The following is an 18,073-nucleotide window of genomic DNA, read 5'->3' on the forward strand; positions in this document are numbered from 1 at the left end:
GAAGTTATTTAATCTTCTCTTTTTCTATATGAAAGAGAATGGGAAATTCGAAATGAAAAGACGTTTAGGGCCGGGTCACCCGCTACAAAAACTCGCTTGTATTGGAGGCCGAGATTAAAAGCTATTCTTCCGGGAAAAATATAGCCTGTTCCCAATCCGGTAGTAATTCCACCCGCCTTTTGTTCGGCGAACTTTCCGTCTATAACTACGTCTTTTTGAATATCGGTCGCACCAATACTGTAGCCAGCGGTAGGCTCGAAGTAAAACCCGCTACCACTTCCATTTAGTGTATATCGGTAGCCTAATAAAAAAGGAACCAGAAGAACTTGATTTTCATTTGGTTTATCTTTAAAACTATAATAACCAGCTTCTGCAGTTACAGAGCTTCCTTCCGTTACAGGTATAGCTACATTTAGAAAGCCTCCAAAACCTGTGGCAGAAAAGCCTTTTGAAGTCAAATGTGCTACCTCAATTTGCGCCTTTGAATAAGTAAAAAAAAATAATGAGAATACGACCAGTAAAAATTTTTTCTTTAAAACCATAAATTCAAATTTCTTTTAAAATGTTTTCAAATCTTTCAATCATCAACTTGATGCTGTGTTGTATAACGCCTTAATATGCCGAGTTAGTATCGTTTAATTTTTTTTAATGAAGCGCTTATAAGGACGAAAAGATGATTTAGATAAGGATTTCGTTTGTGATATTATTCTTAAAAAAGTTTAATATTTGTCCATATTGTAGAAGTGGTGAGACTAACTATTTCCAGGGAAATTCAAAATCGCAGTTATTAAGTTTTAAGTACAATCTTTTTAAAAAGAGATTCTTAAAAAAGCATTGCTTAATAATTGATCAGGAAGTATATCAATATTTTCAAAACGGAGTTTACAAAAGTTATCTTCCCTCCTTCAGATAAATTGCTATGTAAGCTTATTCATTTAATTACTGTTGATTGCATATTAAATAAATCAATTTACCATTTAGCCTGGCTTAGGTCAACTTCGCCCACAATAAAAACACTTCCGCAAACAAGGATCATATCATCTTTATGTGCGTGGTCAATTGCATTTTGAAAAGCTTCCATAACGCTTTGAAATGTTTTACCGTCTAAATCAAATCTTCTTGCTTTATCTGCTAATTCGTTTTCAGGCAATGCTCTTGGTATTTGCGCCTTCGTGAAATAATACTCGGCATATTTCGGCATGAATGAAAGCAGCTTTTCGATGTCTTTATCTTTTACAAAACCTACAACAATATGCAACTTTTGGAAGTTGCAATGTTCTAATTGCTCTACTATTTGCTTGATACCGTCCTGGTTGTGGCCAACGTCTAAAACAGTAAAAGGATTGTGATGAATGACTTCCCAACGACCATGAAGACCCGTAAGTTTTTTTACATGTAATAGCGCTTCATCAACCTGTTGCTCGTCTATTTTCCAGCCTCTAAGCTGTAGTCGATAAACAACCTCCAGCACTGTAAGCAGGTTTTTTATCTGGTATAATCCTGCAAGCTCAAGATGGTAATCTTTTCTTTCATCGGTATGTTTTATACCAACGGTTACTACAAGTTGTTGTTTTTCCTGTTTCCATTCAGGAACCCATCTTAGTTCATTTGCATAATATATTGGGGCTTCTGCCTCTTTGGCTTTTTGTTCAAAAACAGGTTTTGTATCAGGTAATGTTTCACCTACAACTACCGGAATTCGCGGTTTTATAATACCGGCTTTCTCGCCTGCAATTTTTTCGAGTGTATCTCCCAACATGCTCATATGATCATAGCCAATGTTGGTGATTACAGAAAGTTCTGGCGTAATAATATTTGTACTGTCAAGTCGTCCACCTAAGCCCACCTCCACTATGGCAATATCAACCTTTTGCAGGGCAAACCACGAAAAAGCCATAGCAACCGTAATCTCAAAAAAAGATGGTTCAATCTCTTCAATAATTAGTTTTATGCGTTCTGTAAAATCTATTACAAACGATTCTTCTACCATTTCACCGCTAACCTTAATTCTTTCCCTGAAATCTTTTAAGTGCGGCGAAGTGTATAAACCTGTTTTATAGCCGGCTGTCTGAAAAATTGCAGCAAGCATATGACTCGTAGAGCCTTTTCCATTTGTGCCGGCAATATGAATGCTTTTGAATTGTAAGTGAGGATTTCCTACAGCTTCACAAAGTTTAATTGTATTGGTAAGATCGCCCTTAAAAGCAGCAGGGCCAAGCCTGCTAAACATAGGGAGGCGATGAAAAAGATAATCAATAGTTTGTTGATAATTGAGCATAAAAAAACCGTAGCGGGCAAAGCTACGGTTCTGAAGGATTTATTATGAAAAGATTTTTAGAATAATATCAAACTGAGGTGAAAAATTTTTTGTAGAAGCTCAAGCGCAGCCTTCGTGATTTGTAACAAAAATAGTAGGAAATTTTATTTTATCCTTTTAATTTAAAATCGAACAAAATGGTGCCCGTTTGTTCGTCTTCCTCACCTGCATTCAGTTTTAACTGCATTGCTTTTCTTGTGGCGATGGATCGAATTGTTCCGTTTGTTGTTGTAGTTCCTCTTGGATTAACAACCGCTGATATTACATTTCCGTTTTTGTCAACACGTATATCAACAGCCACTTTTGCGTTTTCATTAAAATCATCTTCAAATGACGGAAGACGTGTAAATCTTCTGCCGCTAAGACCACTGCGAATTCGCACCCCACTATTGCCACTGGAAGCATTTCCTTTATAACTATCAGAATTAGGATTTCCATTCGGGTTCCCCTGGTCACCTCTGCCGCCCGCAATTCCCTGGTTACGTACTCCATTGTAGGAGTCAGCTCCGTTACCACCGGCACCATTACCAGAACCACCTTTATATAAAGCTTTTGGTCTTGGAGGGGCGGGTATTGGGTTTGAGACAGGTTGCGAATTGGATTGTGTTTTAGCAGCAGACCTTACGACAGGCTGGGTATTTTCACGAGGCTTAACAGGAGTAGCCTTGGGAACCGTTGTGTGTTTCACAACCTTTGGGGTTGTTTTATTTACAACGGGAGCATCATCAGCTTCATTTTCGTCTGCGTTAATATTTTCTTCCGCCGCTGCCGGCTGTGATTTTGCCGCAGGCGGTGGTGTAGCATTTTCTTCCTTTGCTGCTGCAGGTTCACCAGGTACTTGCGGAGCAACATCGCCTAATCCTTCATCACTATTACCAAGATTAACTTCAATACCTTCATCAAACTTTGGTTGTGCTATTTGTGGCAGTGTCCATTTTGCAAAAAAGAAAATTACAAACAGCATGGCGCACACTATTGCCGTATATGTTGCAGCCTTAATATTTTTTTCTCTTTCAAATGCAGGAGCCATGTGTGCAAAGTTTGACATACAAATATATTTATCTCACTATAGTTTCTTTTTAATGTTGAAAATTACTTCGATTACAGTAGCTGAATGCACAAAGCCAAATAAAAAAAGGTTAAGAATAAATTGCCACGATACTATTTAAAGCTGTAGGTAGCACGTGTGATAGTTTTTATATGAGGACTACAGGTTGGCAAAAGATAAGACACAAGCGAGATTGGACTTACACATACAATTTTAAGAATGCTTAAAAAAAACATCATAGGCAAAACGAAGAATAGTGCCTATAACAATAATAAGAAAGAATACACGAATAAACCTGTTGCCTTTTACAATAGCCAGTCTTGCGCCAAGCGAGCCTCCAGCAGCATTACAAACTGCCATAGGAATTGCAATGGCAAAAATGATACGTCCACTTATGGCAAAGAACAAAATAGAGCCAAGATTTGTGGCCAGGTTAATCAGTTTTGCATGTGCACTTGCTTTTAAAAAATCAAATCCTAATAAAGTAATAAAAGCTAAAATGAGAAAACTGCCAGCACCCGGGCCAATAAAACCATCGTAAAAGCCCAGAATAATACTCGCTGATAAAGAATATATTAATTGCTGATTTAGGGAATGATCTTTTTCGGTATGTGTTCCAAAATTCTTTTTACTATATGTATATAGAGCTACCAGCACTAAAATAACCAGTAGTAAGGGCTTCATAAAATAATTATTCACTTTGCTCAGTAAAAAAGAACCGGCAATCGCCGAGCAGAAAGCCAACAATATCATTATTGACATCAATTTCCAATTTATCTTAACTTTTTGCACGTATTGCACAGAAGCTAACGCAGTACCGCTAAAAGCGGGAATTTTCAAAGTGCCAATAACTGTAGATACGGGAAAGAGAGGCAATAATATTAATCCTGCAGGTGTTTGTACAAGGCCGCCTCCGCCTACAATTGCATCAATAAATCCGGCAGCAAAAGCAGCAAGACAAAGAAGAATCAGTTCGGTAGTCATGTTTTAAGAAACCAGGTTTTGGAACTAATAGTAGATAACACAAAGGTTTTGCGTATCTTTTTTAGCAGAGCAAGTCTTGCATTTTTAATGATGTGCAAAATCCATTGCAAAATCTCCTTTAATCCTTTCCATCGGAGGATTAAAATAACCATATTTAAGATGCGGAAATTCTTCCTGTATTAATTCCAGAAGTTGTTTTACCCCTAAAAATTCGCCAGTATCTGCAACATTTATTTTACCTAAGTACCAGTCAGGGTCAATATTAAAATTCCGCCACTGTATCATTTTTAGCCCCGTGTCTTTGATGATTTTACGCAACGCTTCATATTCTTCTACGCTGTCAGTCATTCCGGGAAAAACAAAATAATTGATGCTTGTCCAGCCACCAAAGCTGTTAACTACGCGAAGGCTTTCAATAATATCTTCAAAAGCATAATTATTCGGACAATAATACGGCTCATAAATATGTTTGCGAACACTGTTTAAACTTACCCGTATACTGTCTAAACCAACTTTACACAGTTCACGTACAGCATCGGGCTTAGATCCATTTGTATTAATATTTATACTGCCTTTGGGTGTGTGTCTCCTGATTTCGATAATTGCCTGCCTGATTGTTTGCCACATCAGGAGCGGCTCCCCCTCGCAACCCTGTCCAAAGCTAACAATTGGATAAGGCGCAGATTCCAAATGCGGAACAGTATATTCAACAATTTCTTCCGCAGAAGGCTTAAAGGTTAAGCGATCTTGTGTAGAAACGATACTTTCCTCTTCTGGCTGAAAGGATATGCATCCGACACAATTGGCATTACATGCCGGTGATGAAGGAATAGGACATTCCCACCGTCCCAGGAAATAATTTCTGGCAGCAGGGCATTGGTAAGTAAGTGCACAATTATTCGCGAGATGTTGTACCAAACGATTGTGAGGGTAGGCTTCCAAAGCTTTCTCAACTCCTTGCTCTACTACCGACTGGTCGTAACCTTCGCAATCCTGCCTTATGTCCTGCTCAATACGTATGCACGGAACGTAAAATTTTTCGTTTAGCCAGCCAGCCGCAGTATAACAAAACAAAGGCAGTGTCGGTGCGTCAGGTGCTGTTTCATAAGCAGCAAGATAAAAACCAGTGTGAGCAGGAGGAATAAATGCAGCCACAGCCCATCCTTTTTCACACAGACGCATTTCACCCGTCTTTGCATCTATTCCAATTCCCCGCCGTCCGGGCAATTCATATAGTTGTCCGCCTTCGGGCAATTCAATCCACTCATCTTCAGGCACCGGCAGTGCGTCCCAGCCGCTTCTGCCCGTTACATATAAAGATGTGTCTTCAAAAATGTTTCCGTTTCCGTCGGAATATAAAATATAGGGTGACTGTGTAAGCATGAATGATATTTTAAGCAGTATTTACTTTAGATTTTTTATTACTGCTTCTTACTTTTTTGCAAAAAAATCCTTTTCGACCTTTTTATCTCTTTTTAACCGTTTTACAATCCTACTAAAAAAATTTTTGCAAAATTAGATTTTAATATCAAATGTTATTGCTTCAATTTAAATTTCGAAGCCAAAGAACCTGTAAATTTAGAGGTCAGTGAATGCTAATATTTCCATTTCGGTTGAAACTTGTTAAAAGATGATCGCTACTATTAACTATTACTGTAACTTTTCATGGCAGTATTTTTACATCTAAGGAGATTATTTATAAAATGAGCAATTATAATATTAGCACTCATTTTAGTAGTCTTAATATTAAAATAATACATGAAAACAGTAGCCGTAATAGCGTTTGTAGTACTAGTCGGCTGTAATAATGCCAATAACAGTTCCGAAATTAACGGCAGTATTACTACAAAAAACGACAGCGTTAGCAATGAAAACGGTACGATAAAAAACAGCACATCGAATGAAGAGGCTGCTGGAAATGACGAGAAAAATGACAGCACAATTCTCATTAGTTTTCCGAAAGACAGTACATGGGTAACAGTTAATGGTAAAATGAAGGGGATGAATCATCCTGTAACGGTTTACATTCCGGTAAAGCAAGGAAAGCAGTTAACAGCTACAATTATACCTGATGACTCAACAGCTAATATTCGAATAAACCAGGTCTTTACTCCCGATGGAAAAGCTGACGGGCCTTTCGGCAGGGAACTGAAACGAACGCTACGTCAACAGGGAACTTATAAATTAATCCTGGCGGAAAACCTGATGCAAGGAGATGAATGGAAGGGTAATTTTAAATTAACGATAAGGGTGGAATAATTCCGGAAATACAATCAAAAAGCAAAATGTGTAGGTTAAAAACAGCAAAAGAATATTAGCCGAATAGCAAAAACATTAGGGTTTACAGGCTTCCTGTCCTTCCTCCATCAACAGGTAAATTTATTCCATTGATATAAGCTGCCGCGGGTGTGCAAAGAAATGCTACAGCAGCTCCAAACTCGGCAGGCTGTCCAATTCTTTTTACAGGAATAGCTGCAATTGTACTTTTCATGATATCATCTTTACTTATGCCTTGTTCCGCCGCTTGTTTGTCAAATAAATAATTAATTCTATCCGTATTGGTAAATCCGGGCAATACATTATTTATTGTAATACCGAAACTGCTGATTTCATTTGCCAGCGTTTTTGCCCAGTTGGCGACTGCTGCCCGCACAAGGTTTGAAATTCCTAACCCATTAATTGGCTGTTTAACAGAAGTAGAGACTATATTAACAATTCTCCCATAACCTTCATTTTTCATACCGGCAACCACTAGTTGCGTAAGCAGATGACTACTTATTACATGCGTACGAAAAGCTTTTTCGATCTCAGCAGCATCAGTATCTATCATTGGGCCGGAAGGCGGGCCGCCGGCGTTATTTATAAGAATATGAATAACATTGCCTTTGGCGAGAAACGCCGAAACAGTTTGTCTTACAGTTTCAGGTTCAGAAAGATCAATAGTGAGATAAGTATGATGCTGCCCTTTTGATGTATCTAATTGCTGAACTACTGACCGCAGTTTTTCTTCATTTCGACTTGCCACTATAACATTTGCCCCCAGCAGGGCAAGTTCTGTTGCGGTCGCAAATCCAAGGCCTTGAGAAGCCCCACAAACCAAAGCAGTTTTATTTGTCAAATCAAGATTCATAATCTAGCGAAGCCCTAATAAACTTTAGGATAATTTACAAGTGAGGATAAAAATTTAAAATTAAAAAACATCTATCAAAATATCAGTCCCGAATAGACAATTTGTCCTAAAAAGAAAATTTTTTCCCTTTCCGGGAAGCAAAAATGCCATTTTTAAAAATAAGAGCAAATGATACTCAGTAAGTTACACTTTGGCACTAATAATGTATAGAGGGAAGAGTAAAATAAAACCATGAATCACCATTTAAATCTGTCTGAAAAATCGCTTATAGACAATTGCATTAATGGAAACAGGAAAAGTCAAAAAGAACTTTACGACAGGCTTTCTCCAAAAATGTTTGCTCTTTGCCTTCATTCTGCTAAAAATCAAACAGATGCTGAAGATATTCTACAAAATGGTTTTGTGAAATTATTCGTTAACCTACACAGGTTTAAAGGTGATAAATCTTTTGAAGAATGGGCCCGAGAAATTTTCATAAATACAGCGTCAGGTTACATTAAACGCAATAAGGTGAAGATCACGATAGATGAAGATTTAAAAAATATGATGACTTATGAGCATGTAGTGAAGCTCGACGAGTTGTACGAGATTATTTATACTAAAACCGCTACCAAAATAAGAAAGCCAGATACATCTGTTTTTAAACTGTATGCTGTTGATGGGTGCCTTATTGAAGAAACAACAGATAACTTACAGACAAATGGCGGTGTTTTAAAAAAGCAGCGTTACTCCCCAAAGCAGCTAATTGGCCTAGAAAAAGACATTACAAGCAAAAAACAAACAGCAAATCTCAAGTACACAATTCAAAAGGGAGATGACAAGAGACTAAATAAAGATGGAGTGTTAAGAGTTTATAATTTAAGTGAACCACTTGATATTCCGGTAAGAAAGGTGTTAGGTAAATGGAAAAAAGAACAAATTGGTGTAACTCTTGTTTTTGTGTCTGGCAAATGGCAAATAGAAGGTGAAATAGTTGAACACATGATTAATAACTTAGACTCGGAATCAGGATTTAAGCGATTACTGAAATTTGTCTAATAAAAAAAAGGACTGTTAGCAATACAAATAGAAAACTGTTCTATTCCTTTTCAATTTATTATTTTTTTATCAAGATTCTATGGTATCTGAAACATTACACCAAATTGGGAAGTGTGTCGTTTCCTTTAATCTATTTTAGTAGAAATTGGTTTGTTTGTGTTGGTAATGAGCTTAATAATAAAAGTCATTTTTAATTTTTCATCTCCATTCTCGCTTATAACAGATTGTTTTCTTTATGTTGATCAACATTAATAATATATCATTTTCTACTGCATAGTAGATGAGGGGTAAATAACACATACAATAGAAAGTTCATGAAATCATTAATATTCTATTAACATAGCTACTCTCAATGTTCCACCACTGTGAAATTTCCACTTAATTTTTGTCTTAATTTATCTACACTTATTTCCTTTCAGTTTCTCCCTTTATTGTAAACGCGCCGGGTAAACACCCATATACTTATGTTGGCATGCTTATATAAGGTTTAAGGGCATGAATAACGGAAACGAACAATTTCGATCCTCAGAAAACTCTCAGCAAGATGCATTCGAAAGGGTTTCGAAAATAACGATTCCTGTAGTAGAAGAGCAAGTGAAAGTAAGTAAAGAAGTGATAGAGACTGCCCGTGTAACTCTATCAAAAAAAGTAAATGAGTCGACAGAGTCTTTTGAAATTCCTCTTACGCAGGAAGAAATCGTTATAAAAAGAATTCCTAAAAACGAATTGATAGATACAATGCCTGCTGCACAAAGGTATGAAGGAGATGTAATGATAATTCCGGTTTTGAAAGAAGTAGCAGTAATTGAGAAAAGAATAATGCTGGTCGAAGAAATACATATTTCAAAACTAAAGACAGAAAAAACTGAGACCAGGGATGTAACCGTACGAAAAGAAGAAGTAAACGTAACACGAAAAGAATTATAACGCCGTCCTTCTCAAATTAATATATAACTATTTATTTTTTAATTTTCAAATACTAAAAAAACGGAGGCTAATATGGCACAAACAGTAATTGGTATTTTCGAAAGTTCTTCCAAAGCTCAGGAAGCTGTGCAGGAACTAATTGACGCAGGTATAACGAGAGACAGAATAGATGTTTCTTCAGGCAATAGTACAAATTCATCTTATTCATCAACCGACTCTACATATTCTTCTACCGCTGTAAGGCATGAAGACGAGCATGAAAGCGGGATTTCAAGGTTTTTCAAAAACCTGTTCGGGGATGACGACGATGATGCAGATAAATACACAAGGGTTGCTTCCCGTGCGCAATCTATATTAACCGTGCATGCACAGTCAAGTGATGAAGCTGAAACAATTGCAGATATACTTGATGATAATGGTGCAGTAGATGTAGACGAACATGCATCAAAATTAGGTTACAGCAAAACTGGTAGTTACTCTGGTACAACAGGTACAGGGGTAACTAATACAGATACTTCCGATTACTCTTCGCTGGCTACTGATACAACAACAGGTTTGGCAGGTGTTACCGGCTCTACAGGTTATACAGGTACCACTGGCACTACCAGTAATCTAGATACAACAGAATCTGGTTTAAGAAATGACTTAACAAGTGATGAAACAAAAAAGATTCCTATAATTGAAGAAAACATCGAAGTAGGAAAACGTGAAGTCAGAACAGGCGGAGTACGCGTACGCAGCAGAATTGTAGAACGCCCGGTAGAAGAGTCTGTACGCTTAAGAGAAGAACGAGTAAATGTAGAAAGAAATACTGTAGACAGGCCTGCAACAAGTGCTGATTTAGAAAACTTCAAGGAGAGAGATATTGAAATGGTAGAACGTGCAGAGGTGCCCGTAGTGAACAAAGAGGCGAGGGTAGTTGAAGAAGTTAGCATAGGTAAGGAAGTAGAAGAAAGAAAAGAAACAATACAAGATACAGTTCGTAAAACTGAGGTAGATGTTGAAAATCTTGAAAAAGAAGATCTTAGGACCAGGGATACAAATAGTAATAATTTATAAAAAGGGTATGAGGTTTCGAACTAAAGCGGCAACATTTGGTTGCTGCTTTTTCTTTTAAAGCAATTGTCTTTTCTTATTTGATATACCAGGTAAGAAATCAAATTTTAGTAACTATTAAAAAAATAATTATGTCAAAATCATCAACAGGCTCGGTTAAGTCATCAGACTCGCTACTTCGGGAATTCTTTATAGATGAATTAAAAGATATTTACTGGGCTGAAAGGCATTTGGTAAAAACGCTTCCTAAAATGAAAAAAGCGGCCACTTCTACAGAATTGCAGCATGCTTTTGAAACTCATCTGGAGGCAACCAATACACACGTATCGCGGCTTGAACAGGTTTTTGAAATATTAGGAGAAAAAGCTGTTGGAAAAAAATGTGAAGCTATGGCAGGAATAATTGAGGAAGGAGAAGGAATTATTTCTGAAACTGAAAAAGGTACGGCGACAAGGGATGTAGGTTTAATCTTTGCCGGACAGAAAGTGGAACATTATGAAATTGCAACCTATGGCGGATTAGCACAGCTGGCTAAAACTTTAGGCATGCAACAAGTTTCTGAGATACTGGGAACAACGCTTGGCGAAGAAAAAGAAGCAGACTTATTATTAACCAAAATAGCAGAAGAACACATTAATTACGAAGCCAAAGCTGAACCTGCCGACAAATAATGACTTTCAGATTAGAAAAAATTTTAAAAAAGAATTTTAGATTAGAAAATTTTGGCTGGAAACTAAAAAAACAACTTTAAAGTTGTTTTTTTAGTTTTATTAAACAGGTACTGCTTACAATTCTAAGATTATTCGCTACTGAATTATTCACTTTTAAATTCAATAGAGAAAATATTATCTTCTTATTTTATGTCCCCAAGTGGCATAATACCCTATAAAAAGATAACATGGAATCAAGATCCAGTAAGCTTGCTGACCATTGAAAACGTCAGCGAGCCGACCATATAATAATGGAAGCAAAGCTGCTCCTGCTATTGCCATTATTAAAAAAGAAGAACCTATTTTAGTAAACCGGCCAAGACCCGCAATTGCGAGAGGCCAAATAGCAGGCCACATCAGTGAATTTGAAAGACCCAACAGAGCAATAAATAAAACTGAAACATATCCTGAAGAAAAAATTGCCGCGAGGGAGAAAATTACACCTAGAATAGCAGAAAACTTTAATGCTTTAGCCTGACTTATAAATTTAGGTATACTAATAATACCAATGATATATCCTACGATCATAGCTACCAGGGTAAATGTAGTAAAAAATTTTGCAGTTGATAATGGTATGCCCTGCGATGCGCCATAACTAATAATGGTATCTCCTGCCATCACCTCTACCCCAGTATAAAAAAACAACGTCAGAACGCCTAATAATAAATGCGGGAATTGAAAAATGCTCGTTTTATGAGTATTAGCGGCCGCTACAGCCTCATCCTCATTGTCAGTATCTATTTCAGGCAATCCAGATTTAAAAATAAGAAAAGCTAAAGCTGAAAGAACAATAATGATAAAGATATAGGGAACTATAACCCTGCTGGCTAATGCATTTAACTCCTGCAATTTTTCTACCGCATTCATTGTTTTAAGACGAAGGACTAATGAGTCTGCATCTTTTAAAGCAATAGAACCTAAGACAATTGGTGCAATAGCGCCGGCAATCTTATTGCAAATGCCCATGATACTTATCCGCTTTGCAGCACTTTCGCGGGGGCCGATAATAGTAATATATGGATTTGAAGCGGTTTGTAAGACTGCAAGACCTGTACCCTGTACAAATAGCCCCAACAAAAAGAGAATATATGTACGTGAGAGAGCAGCGGGAATAAAAATGAGTGCGCCAACAGCCATAATAAAAAGTCCCACTGCCATTCCTTTTTTAAAGCCGGTAACTTTTAATACCCATGCAGAAGGAATAGCCATTACCAGGTAAGCAATATAAAAAGCAAATGCAACTAAGTAAGCTTCAAAATTATTTAGTTCACATGCTATTCTAAGGTAAGGAATAAGAACAGAGTTTAACCATGTAACAAAACCAAAGACAAAAAACAAAGAACCGATTATCACAATCGGACTGAGGCCCGCTTTTTCTTTTTTGTTTTCTTTGACAGTGTTTTTTAAGACTGAGGTGCTTTCCATTGTTTTTTAAAGATATTTAGTGATGATGATTTTCGCTATTATTTACGGTATGATTTATTACAGCTAATAAAGAATTAAAATGAAGATGCATTATTAACAGGCATAGATGCCAGAAGTTGTATAAAATTTTTTTGACGAATAAATTGAAAAAAAATTATTTAGAAAGGATTCTTACCATTAGTAGGCTAATACTTTCATTATCTTTATCCACTCTTCGTTTATGTGCCCTTTCTGTTTGCCTATACTATCTAATGGAACATAATTTAGCCTGTTATTAAGAATGCCAATAAAAACATTGTGTCTCCCGTGTATTAAAGATTCAACCGCATGATATCCCATACGACTTGCGATAAGCCTGTCAAGAGCTGACGGTGAGCCGCCCCGTTGTATATGCCCTAAGATGCATACCCTCGTATCAATATTAGGCAGCCTTTCTTTTACATATTTGGCTACTTCATTCGCCCCGCCGAACTCATCACCTTCTGCCACTACAATAATATTTACCAGTTTTTTTCTTCTTTCTCTTTCCACAAGAAAAGCTATTACGCTTTCCATGTCCGTTTTTCGCTCGGGAATTAAAATATTTCCTGCACCAGTTGCTATACCGCTATAAATCGCAATATAGCCTGCATCCCGACCCATTACCTCTACAATAAACAGGCGATCATGCGCATCAGCAGTGTCTCTTATTTTATCAATCGCTTCGACAGCAGTGTTAACAGCAGTGTCAAAGCCAATGGTATAGTCAGTACCTGCAATATCTTTATCAATAGTGCCGGCAAGACCTATACACCCAATGCCAAATTCCTGGCCTAAAAGGGTAGCTCCCCTAAAAGAACCATCTCCTCCAATCACCACTAATCCATCTATCCCTCTTTTTTGTAGCGTTTCACTCGCTTTCTTCCTGCCTTCGTAAGTGTAAAATTCTTTGCAACGTGCAGTTTTTAAAACGGTGCCACCTCGCTGAATGATATTAGCTACCGAACGTGATTCCATTTTAAAGATGTCTTCTTCAATTAATCCCTGGTAACCTCTCATAACTCCATACACCTCTAAACCATAATAAATACCAGTTCGAACTACTGCTCTGACTGCTGCATTCATTCCCGGCGCATCGCCGCCTGAGGTTAAGACTGCTATACGTTTAATTTTGTTTTCCACTGATACTCTTTTTCATAACTTTTATAAAACAGATAAACATTATTTACAATAAATTCAATAATAATTTTATCTAAAGGCGAGGAAAGATAAACAGGATTTTCAGGTATTCAAAAAATAAAAAGTTTACCGTGAAATTAGAAAGCAAAATCAATCGTACAATTCGAATACGATCAGTTAATTGCAATAAAGAAAAAATTACTTATGAATATTAGTAACGTTTTAAAGATTTGACTAGAAATATTGTAAAACGCAGGTGATCGTATTGCTTACAAACAAATTACATCGCAAGATGTTTGACGATGACCAAATGCAGGCAAAAAAGATTTACCCTAAATGCCTGCAATTAGCTCAAACCGCGATAGCTCGTCTCAAAGTTTATCTAAGAAATGAAACTATAGAAAAAAATGATTCTGAGATTGCAAAAAAGGTTAATGAAATAAATCTCTTATTTAGAATTTTCTAAAAATTTGCTAGCTCCCGGCTTGGTGAAATGCTTCCGGGGCGGCGGGCGTATTTATAGCTTTCATCTTATGTTCCTGAAAATGCTGTTTTAAAAATTCACCCCTCACTTTCTTTGAAGTCTTATGGTCTCCTGTATGACTCCATCCCGGAGGCATAATAATATACAATAGTTTGTTTTTTATCCCCGGCGCCCTTCTTACATCTTTCACCAACGCACCAATTTCTCCAAAGTAAGCATCCAGAAAACTGTTACGTTTCATTTCTCTTGTAATCCCATATTCAACCGGAACATCCTTTTCCTCAGGCTGATAAGTGCCAAATACCTTATCCCATATATTTAAAAGGTTGCAAAAGTTGGTATCCATGTACAATGGATTTTTTGCATGGTGAACCCTATGGTGGGAAGGGGTAAGGATAAATTTGTGCAAAAAACCAATACGGCCATCTTTTACCATGCCTTCACCTATGTGAATGAATCCACCCCAAACTCCATCAATAAACATTATTACGAACAACATCTCGGGGGGAACACCCAGCAATATGCACACAGTGGTTCTGATGAGGTCGGCATAAGGTCCTTCTAGAAAAAAATGAGCGTAAGAAATAGAAAGGTTCATAGTTTCTGGCGCGTGATGTGTAGAGTGTAGACACCAGAATAAGCGCACTTTGTGGCCGAGATAGTGGTAAATGAAGTGTCCAAACTCCCATACTACGTAGCCGTAAATAAACCAGTACCAGGTAAAAGAGATTTTAATTATTGCAAATCTTTGAAAAAGACCTATACAAAAAACGACAGCTGCGATTGAAATAAACCGGCCAATTACAGCATTTAATACAAAAGAGAAAAAAGGTATCTTGTAATGAAGAACTTTAAATTTTCTGTACAATAGGGCCCCTATGATCTCAAGAACAAGAACTATGGGGAAGAGTGGACGGATAATAGAAATGAATCCATCGTAAGTAAGAAAAGAATTATAATTTCCTGATCTAAGAATCTTCAGTAATTGTTCTATTCCAAAGAATCCTATTAACCAATCGTAGATTGCTTTAAAAAATTCCATATGCACAATTTCAATCGTTTTTAAACAATAAGAGCCTTACGCTCTTGTTAACTTGTACGGGTACACTTTGCCTGACGCCCATTGAGCAACATAAATATTTTCGTCCCGGTCAATACAAACATCATGAGGATGAACAAATATTTTGTCGGTCTGACTCATAGGTTGGAGAACACCGTTATCATATTTCGGCTCGCTGCCACCGATATTGCTTATGACTTTATTATTTTTATCAAGAATGGTTACAAAACCTGTTCCGGCTGCATCCATATTGGGTGATCTGAGTACGGCTGCATAGAGGTGATCTCCTTTAATTACCGGCCGACAAACACAAGCTCCCGGAAGTTTTATTATCTCGATAAGTTCACCCTGCTTACTGAATTTTTTAAAACAGTTCCTGGTACGGTCGGTAATTAGCAGCTCATTTTTATTATTGCGTGTATCGAAGCAAATTCCATGTGCATTGTCAAGATGAGCATCACCTTCTCCCCTGCCTCCGAAATAATTTTTTAGTTTTCCCTTATTGTCATATTGAAGAATATATTGAGCACCATAACCATCCGCAATAAATATATCGCCATTAGTATCATCAATAATTGTTTCAGTAGGTACAAATTCCTCTGGCTTCGAATATATTCCGGCATCTAAAGGTGCATCAATGGTAAGCAATACCTTTCCATCTAAAGTAGTTTTATATACCTGGTGTTTTACAGTATCTGTAATATACAAAAATTCGGTACCATTTTCATTGTGAAGTGTCAATCCATGTCCTCCGGGAAAAATGTGTCCCCAGTTATCTAACAATTTGCCACCTGTATTGTAAATAAGAATATTATTTTTTGTCTCATTTGTTAGGAGAATAATTCTTCCTTTTTTATCCTGAACCATTTCGTGGCAATCGTTAACAGGAAATTGAGAAGCGTTTGTTTTAGACCAGGCTGTATCAAGTGTATAGGTCATATTGTTATAACCATACAGTTTATCCGCCTTTCTCGCAAACAAATCGTGCATAATCAGTATTCCTCCTGTCGCCATTGCCGCCTTTTGTATGAAACTTCTTCTTTCCATAATTAATTTATTTTAAACTTGTTAGCCGGTAAAGAGTATGTCTTGAAACTCTAAACCGGCCAATAAGTTATAGCATTTTATCAATATTACAAACTAACTTAGTTAAAATCCCTTAATACTGCTGAAGTTAGTATTGTTGTTTATTTCACTTATGTCGAATTAAAAGCCAGGATTATTTGGCAATAGGTTAGGATTTACATCTGATTCTTGTTTTGGTACAGGAAACAATAATTGCTTTTCAGTAAACGTGGCACCAAAAACCGTTGTATGTCCTACAAAATTATCCCAATTACCGGTCACATCATTATGCACTTTTCTTGTGCGCAGCATATCAAACCACATTTTATTTTCAAAACATAGTTCGTAATAGCGCTGTAACCATACTTCATGTTCGAAATCTGTCTGTGACAAGCTGCCGATGGGAGCAAGCTGGGCACGACCGCGGATTGCATTTACATAAGCAATTGCGTTAGCATTAGGATGGCCTTCTGCTCTATTGGATGCTTCTGCATACATCAGGTAGACATCTGCCAAACGGTATAAGGTATAATTAAGATCAGACTTTGCTGTGCTAACCACCGCAGTAGAATCAAACCATTTGTAGATGTAATGATTTTTGAAAACTACGGTATCTGCAGACTTAATACTCTTATATTTAGTGAAAAAGAACTGGCGCTCCTGTACCCTTTTATCACCTGCAGGAAAAGAAGCAATGAACTGGTTAGTAGGGTAAACAGACCCGTATTCATCAGAATACTTAGAAATACCTGAATAATTGGGAATAGTAAGCGCGGTAAGCGGATTGGTGGATGGAACTGACGCCGCATATTGCACCTGGAGTATAAACTCACCCTTATTTTTATTGGCAGGATTATTCATATCAGTATAATTTGGAAACAGTGAATAACCTCCATTGTCAATAACAGCTTTGGAGCGTTTTGCAGATTCTGAATAATTTTCCGGACCGCCATTTATGGCTGCACCTGCATAAGTCAGGTACACATCTGCCAATATAGATTCCACAGCTCCCATTGATACCAGGCCGGTTTGTGAAGACCATGGAAGAGTAGATTTTTCCGCGATAAGCAAATCAGGAATAATAATACTGTCATATATATTCTTTGCTGCTGACCGGGGTAAATTCAAGTTCAAATCAGTAGGTACTGTCGTTACGTTAGGTACTGCGCCGTACATTCTTACTAAGTAGAAATAATACAAGGCACGTAAGGTATGAGCTTCTGCAAGCATATTGCTTTTATCTGCATCACTCAAACCACCTGCAGTTATTTTTGGAATTTGTTGCAATGCAAGGTTACATGCCCCTACTCCTAAATACAAATGTTGCCACCACGTATCTACATAAAAGGAAGTAGGATTATAACTAAGGTTTTGATAGTTAATAAAACCTGTTTGTCCTAAATCACTATTGGCTTTGCCGGTCATAAATTCCAACAGGTTCCATGTGTTACCTCCATATGAAGAAGGCTGGCCAGACAAAAGGCCTTGCAAATCGGTATAACAACCATTTGCCAATGCTCTTGCAACTTTGGGGCTGGACAGGTTGGAGTTTGTAGTTAAAAAGCTGGTCGGTTTTTCTTCTAAAAACTTTTTACATGAACATACCATCAAGATACAGACAGCTATAGTTAGATTTTTTATTGTTCTCATTTTCGAATTATTTGTTTTTTT

Annotated in this window: 16 protein-coding genes; 5 read left to right on the forward strand and 11 right to left on the reverse strand. The window is 37.2% G+C overall.

Annotated elements, in window-relative coordinates:
- Window positions 1-8 precede the first annotated feature (8 nt).
- The 5 genes from B154_RS0117385 to B154_RS0117405 all read right to left on the reverse strand — a co-directional run bounded on the left by B154_RS0117385 (window position 9) and on the right by B154_RS0117405 (window position 5,732).
- Window positions 9-542: an outer membrane beta-barrel protein gene (locus tag B154_RS0117385; RefSeq protein WP_018615542.1), complete on the reverse strand. Its 534-nt coding sequence runs from the start codon at window positions 540-542 to the stop codon at window positions 9-11.
- 428 nt (window positions 543-970) lie between these two features.
- Complete coding sequence (locus B154_RS0117390) at window positions 971-2,278, reverse strand: bifunctional folylpolyglutamate synthase/dihydrofolate synthase (protein WP_071595306.1); 1,308 nt, start codon at window positions 2,276-2,278, stop codon at window positions 971-973.
- A 148-nt stretch (window positions 2,279-2,426) separates the two neighbouring features.
- Entirely contained in the window at window positions 2,427-3,365 is a 939-nt protein-coding gene (locus B154_RS0117395; protein WP_018615544.1) for a hypothetical protein, read from the reverse strand.
- A gap of 213 nt (window positions 3,366-3,578) precedes the next feature.
- A complete protein-coding gene (locus tag B154_RS0117400) occupies window positions 3,579-4,349 on the reverse strand; it encodes a TSUP family transporter (protein WP_018615545.1) in 771 nt (256 codons plus the stop codon).
- Window positions 4,350-4,433: 84 nt separating this feature from the next.
- Window positions 4,434-5,732: a radical SAM family protein gene (locus B154_RS0117405; protein ID WP_018615546.1), complete on the reverse strand. Its 1,299-nt coding sequence runs from the start codon at window positions 5,730-5,732 to the stop codon at window positions 4,434-4,436.
- 375 nt (window positions 5,733-6,107) lie between these two features.
- Here B154_RS0117405 and B154_RS0117415 point away from each other — a divergent pair, with 375 nt between their 5' ends.
- The gene (locus tag B154_RS0117415) at window positions 6,108-6,608 is read left to right on the forward strand and encodes a hypothetical protein (RefSeq protein ID WP_018615548.1); all 501 of its coding nucleotides are present in this window, start codon (window positions 6,108-6,110) and stop codon (window positions 6,606-6,608) included.
- 82 nt (window positions 6,609-6,690) lie between these two features.
- Here the strand turns inward: B154_RS0117415 and B154_RS0117420 are convergent, their stop codons facing one another.
- A complete protein-coding gene (locus B154_RS0117420) occupies window positions 6,691-7,479 on the reverse strand; it encodes an SDR family oxidoreductase (RefSeq protein WP_018615549.1) in 789 nt (262 codons plus the stop codon).
- Between the two features lie 231 nt (window positions 7,480-7,710).
- On the opposite strand from B154_RS0117420, the gene B154_RS30835 reads away from it, so the two are divergent.
- The 4 genes from B154_RS30835 to B154_RS0117440 all read left to right on the forward strand — a co-directional run bounded on the left by B154_RS30835 (window position 7,711) and on the right by B154_RS0117440 (window position 11,171).
- Window positions 7,711-8,517, forward strand: coding sequence for an RNA polymerase sigma factor (locus B154_RS30835; RefSeq protein WP_018615550.1), 807 nt, complete (start codon window positions 7,711-7,713; stop codon window positions 8,515-8,517).
- A gap of 495 nt (window positions 8,518-9,012) precedes the next feature.
- Complete coding sequence (locus B154_RS0117430) at window positions 9,013-9,444, forward strand: YsnF/AvaK domain-containing protein (protein WP_018615551.1); 432 nt, start codon at window positions 9,013-9,015, stop codon at window positions 9,442-9,444.
- Window positions 9,445-9,516: 72 nt separating this feature from the next.
- The gene (locus B154_RS0117435) at window positions 9,517-10,503 is read left to right on the forward strand and encodes a YsnF/AvaK domain-containing protein (protein ID WP_018615552.1); all 987 of its coding nucleotides are present in this window, start codon (window positions 9,517-9,519) and stop codon (window positions 10,501-10,503) included.
- Between the two features lie 128 nt (window positions 10,504-10,631).
- The gene (locus B154_RS0117440; protein WP_033411929.1) at window positions 10,632-11,171 is read left to right on the forward strand and encodes a YciE/YciF ferroxidase family protein; all 540 of its coding nucleotides are present in this window, start codon (window positions 10,632-10,634) and stop codon (window positions 11,169-11,171) included.
- 174 nt (window positions 11,172-11,345) lie between these two features.
- Here the strand turns inward: B154_RS0117440 and B154_RS0117445 are convergent, their stop codons facing one another.
- The 5 genes from B154_RS0117445 to B154_RS0117470 all read right to left on the reverse strand — a co-directional run bounded on the left by B154_RS0117445 (window position 11,346) and on the right by B154_RS0117470 (window position 18,052).
- Window positions 11,346-12,635 carry a sugar MFS transporter gene (locus B154_RS0117445; protein WP_018615554.1) on the reverse strand — a complete coding sequence of 430 codons (1,290 nt, stop codon included), beginning with the start codon at window positions 12,633-12,635 and terminating at the stop codon, window positions 11,346-11,348.
- Between the two features lie 177 nt (window positions 12,636-12,812).
- On the reverse strand, window positions 12,813-13,796 hold the full coding sequence (pfkA, locus tag B154_RS0117450; protein WP_018615555.1) for a 6-phosphofructokinase: 984 nt from the start codon (window positions 13,794-13,796) through the stop codon (window positions 12,813-12,815).
- Between the two features lie 470 nt (window positions 13,797-14,266).
- The gene (locus B154_RS0117460; protein WP_018615557.1) at window positions 14,267-15,319 is read right to left on the reverse strand and encodes a sterol desaturase family protein; all 1,053 of its coding nucleotides are present in this window, start codon (window positions 15,317-15,319) and stop codon (window positions 14,267-14,269) included.
- Between the two features lie 36 nt (window positions 15,320-15,355).
- Window positions 15,356-16,384, reverse strand: a complete 1,029-nt coding sequence (locus B154_RS0117465) for an NHL repeat-containing protein (protein ID WP_018615558.1) — start codon at window positions 16,382-16,384, stop codon at window positions 15,356-15,358.
- Between the two features lie 159 nt (window positions 16,385-16,543).
- Window positions 16,544-18,052, reverse strand: a complete 1,509-nt coding sequence (locus tag B154_RS0117470) for a RagB/SusD family nutrient uptake outer membrane protein (RefSeq protein WP_026260272.1) — start codon at window positions 18,050-18,052, stop codon at window positions 16,544-16,546.
- Between the last annotated feature and the right edge of the window lie 21 nt (window positions 18,053-18,073).

The sequence above is a fragment of the Segetibacter koreensis DSM 18137 genome, from assembly GCF_000374045.1.
Lineage (GTDB): Bacteria > Bacteroidota > Bacteroidia > Chitinophagales > Chitinophagaceae > Segetibacter > Segetibacter koreensis.

Bases quoted from the DNA above. Each gene is read 5' to 3' on its own strand.
- B154_RS0117385 (WP_018615542.1), bottom strand. From the start codon at position 542: ATGGTTTTAAAGAAAAAATTTTTACTGGTCGTATTCTCATTATTTTTT.
- B154_RS0117390 (WP_071595306.1), bottom strand. From the start codon at position 2,278: ATGCTCAATTATCAACAAACTATTGATTATCTTTTTCATCGCCTCCCT.
- B154_RS0117395 (WP_018615544.1), bottom strand. From the start codon at position 3,365: ATGTCAAACTTTGCACACATGGCTCCTGCATTTGAAAGAGAAAAAAAT.
- B154_RS0117400 (WP_018615545.1), bottom strand. From the start codon at position 4,349: ATGACTACCGAACTGATTCTTCTTTGTCTTGCTGCTTTTGCTGCCGGA.
- B154_RS0117405 (WP_018615546.1), bottom strand. From the start codon at position 5,732: ATGCTTACACAGTCACCCTATATTTTATATTCCGACGGAAACGGAAAC.
- B154_RS0117415 (WP_018615548.1), top strand. From the start codon at position 6,108: ATGAAAACAGTAGCCGTAATAGCGTTTGTAGTACTAGTCGGCTGTAAT.
- B154_RS0117420 (WP_018615549.1), bottom strand. From the start codon at position 7,479: ATGAATCTTGATTTGACAAATAAAACTGCTTTGGTTTGTGGGGCTTCT.
- B154_RS30835 (WP_018615550.1), top strand. From the start codon at position 7,711: ATGAATCACCATTTAAATCTGTCTGAAAAATCGCTTATAGACAATTGC.
- B154_RS0117430 (WP_018615551.1), top strand. From the start codon at position 9,013: ATGAATAACGGAAACGAACAATTTCGATCCTCAGAAAACTCTCAGCAA.
- B154_RS0117435 (WP_018615552.1), top strand. From the start codon at position 9,517: ATGGCACAAACAGTAATTGGTATTTTCGAAAGTTCTTCCAAAGCTCAG.
- B154_RS0117440 (WP_033411929.1), top strand. From the start codon at position 10,632: ATGTCAAAATCATCAACAGGCTCGGTTAAGTCATCAGACTCGCTACTT.
- B154_RS0117445 (WP_018615554.1), bottom strand. From the start codon at position 12,635: ATGGAAAGCACCTCAGTCTTAAAAAACACTGTCAAAGAAAACAAAAAA.
- B154_RS0117460 (WP_018615557.1), bottom strand. From the start codon at position 15,319: ATGGAATTTTTTAAAGCAATCTACGATTGGTTAATAGGATTCTTTGGA.
- B154_RS0117465 (WP_018615558.1), bottom strand. From the start codon at position 16,384: ATGGAAAGAAGAAGTTTCATACAAAAGGCGGCAATGGCGACAGGAGGA.
- B154_RS0117470 (WP_026260272.1), bottom strand. From the start codon at position 18,052: ATGAGAACAATAAAAAATCTAACTATAGCTGTCTGTATCTTGATGGTA.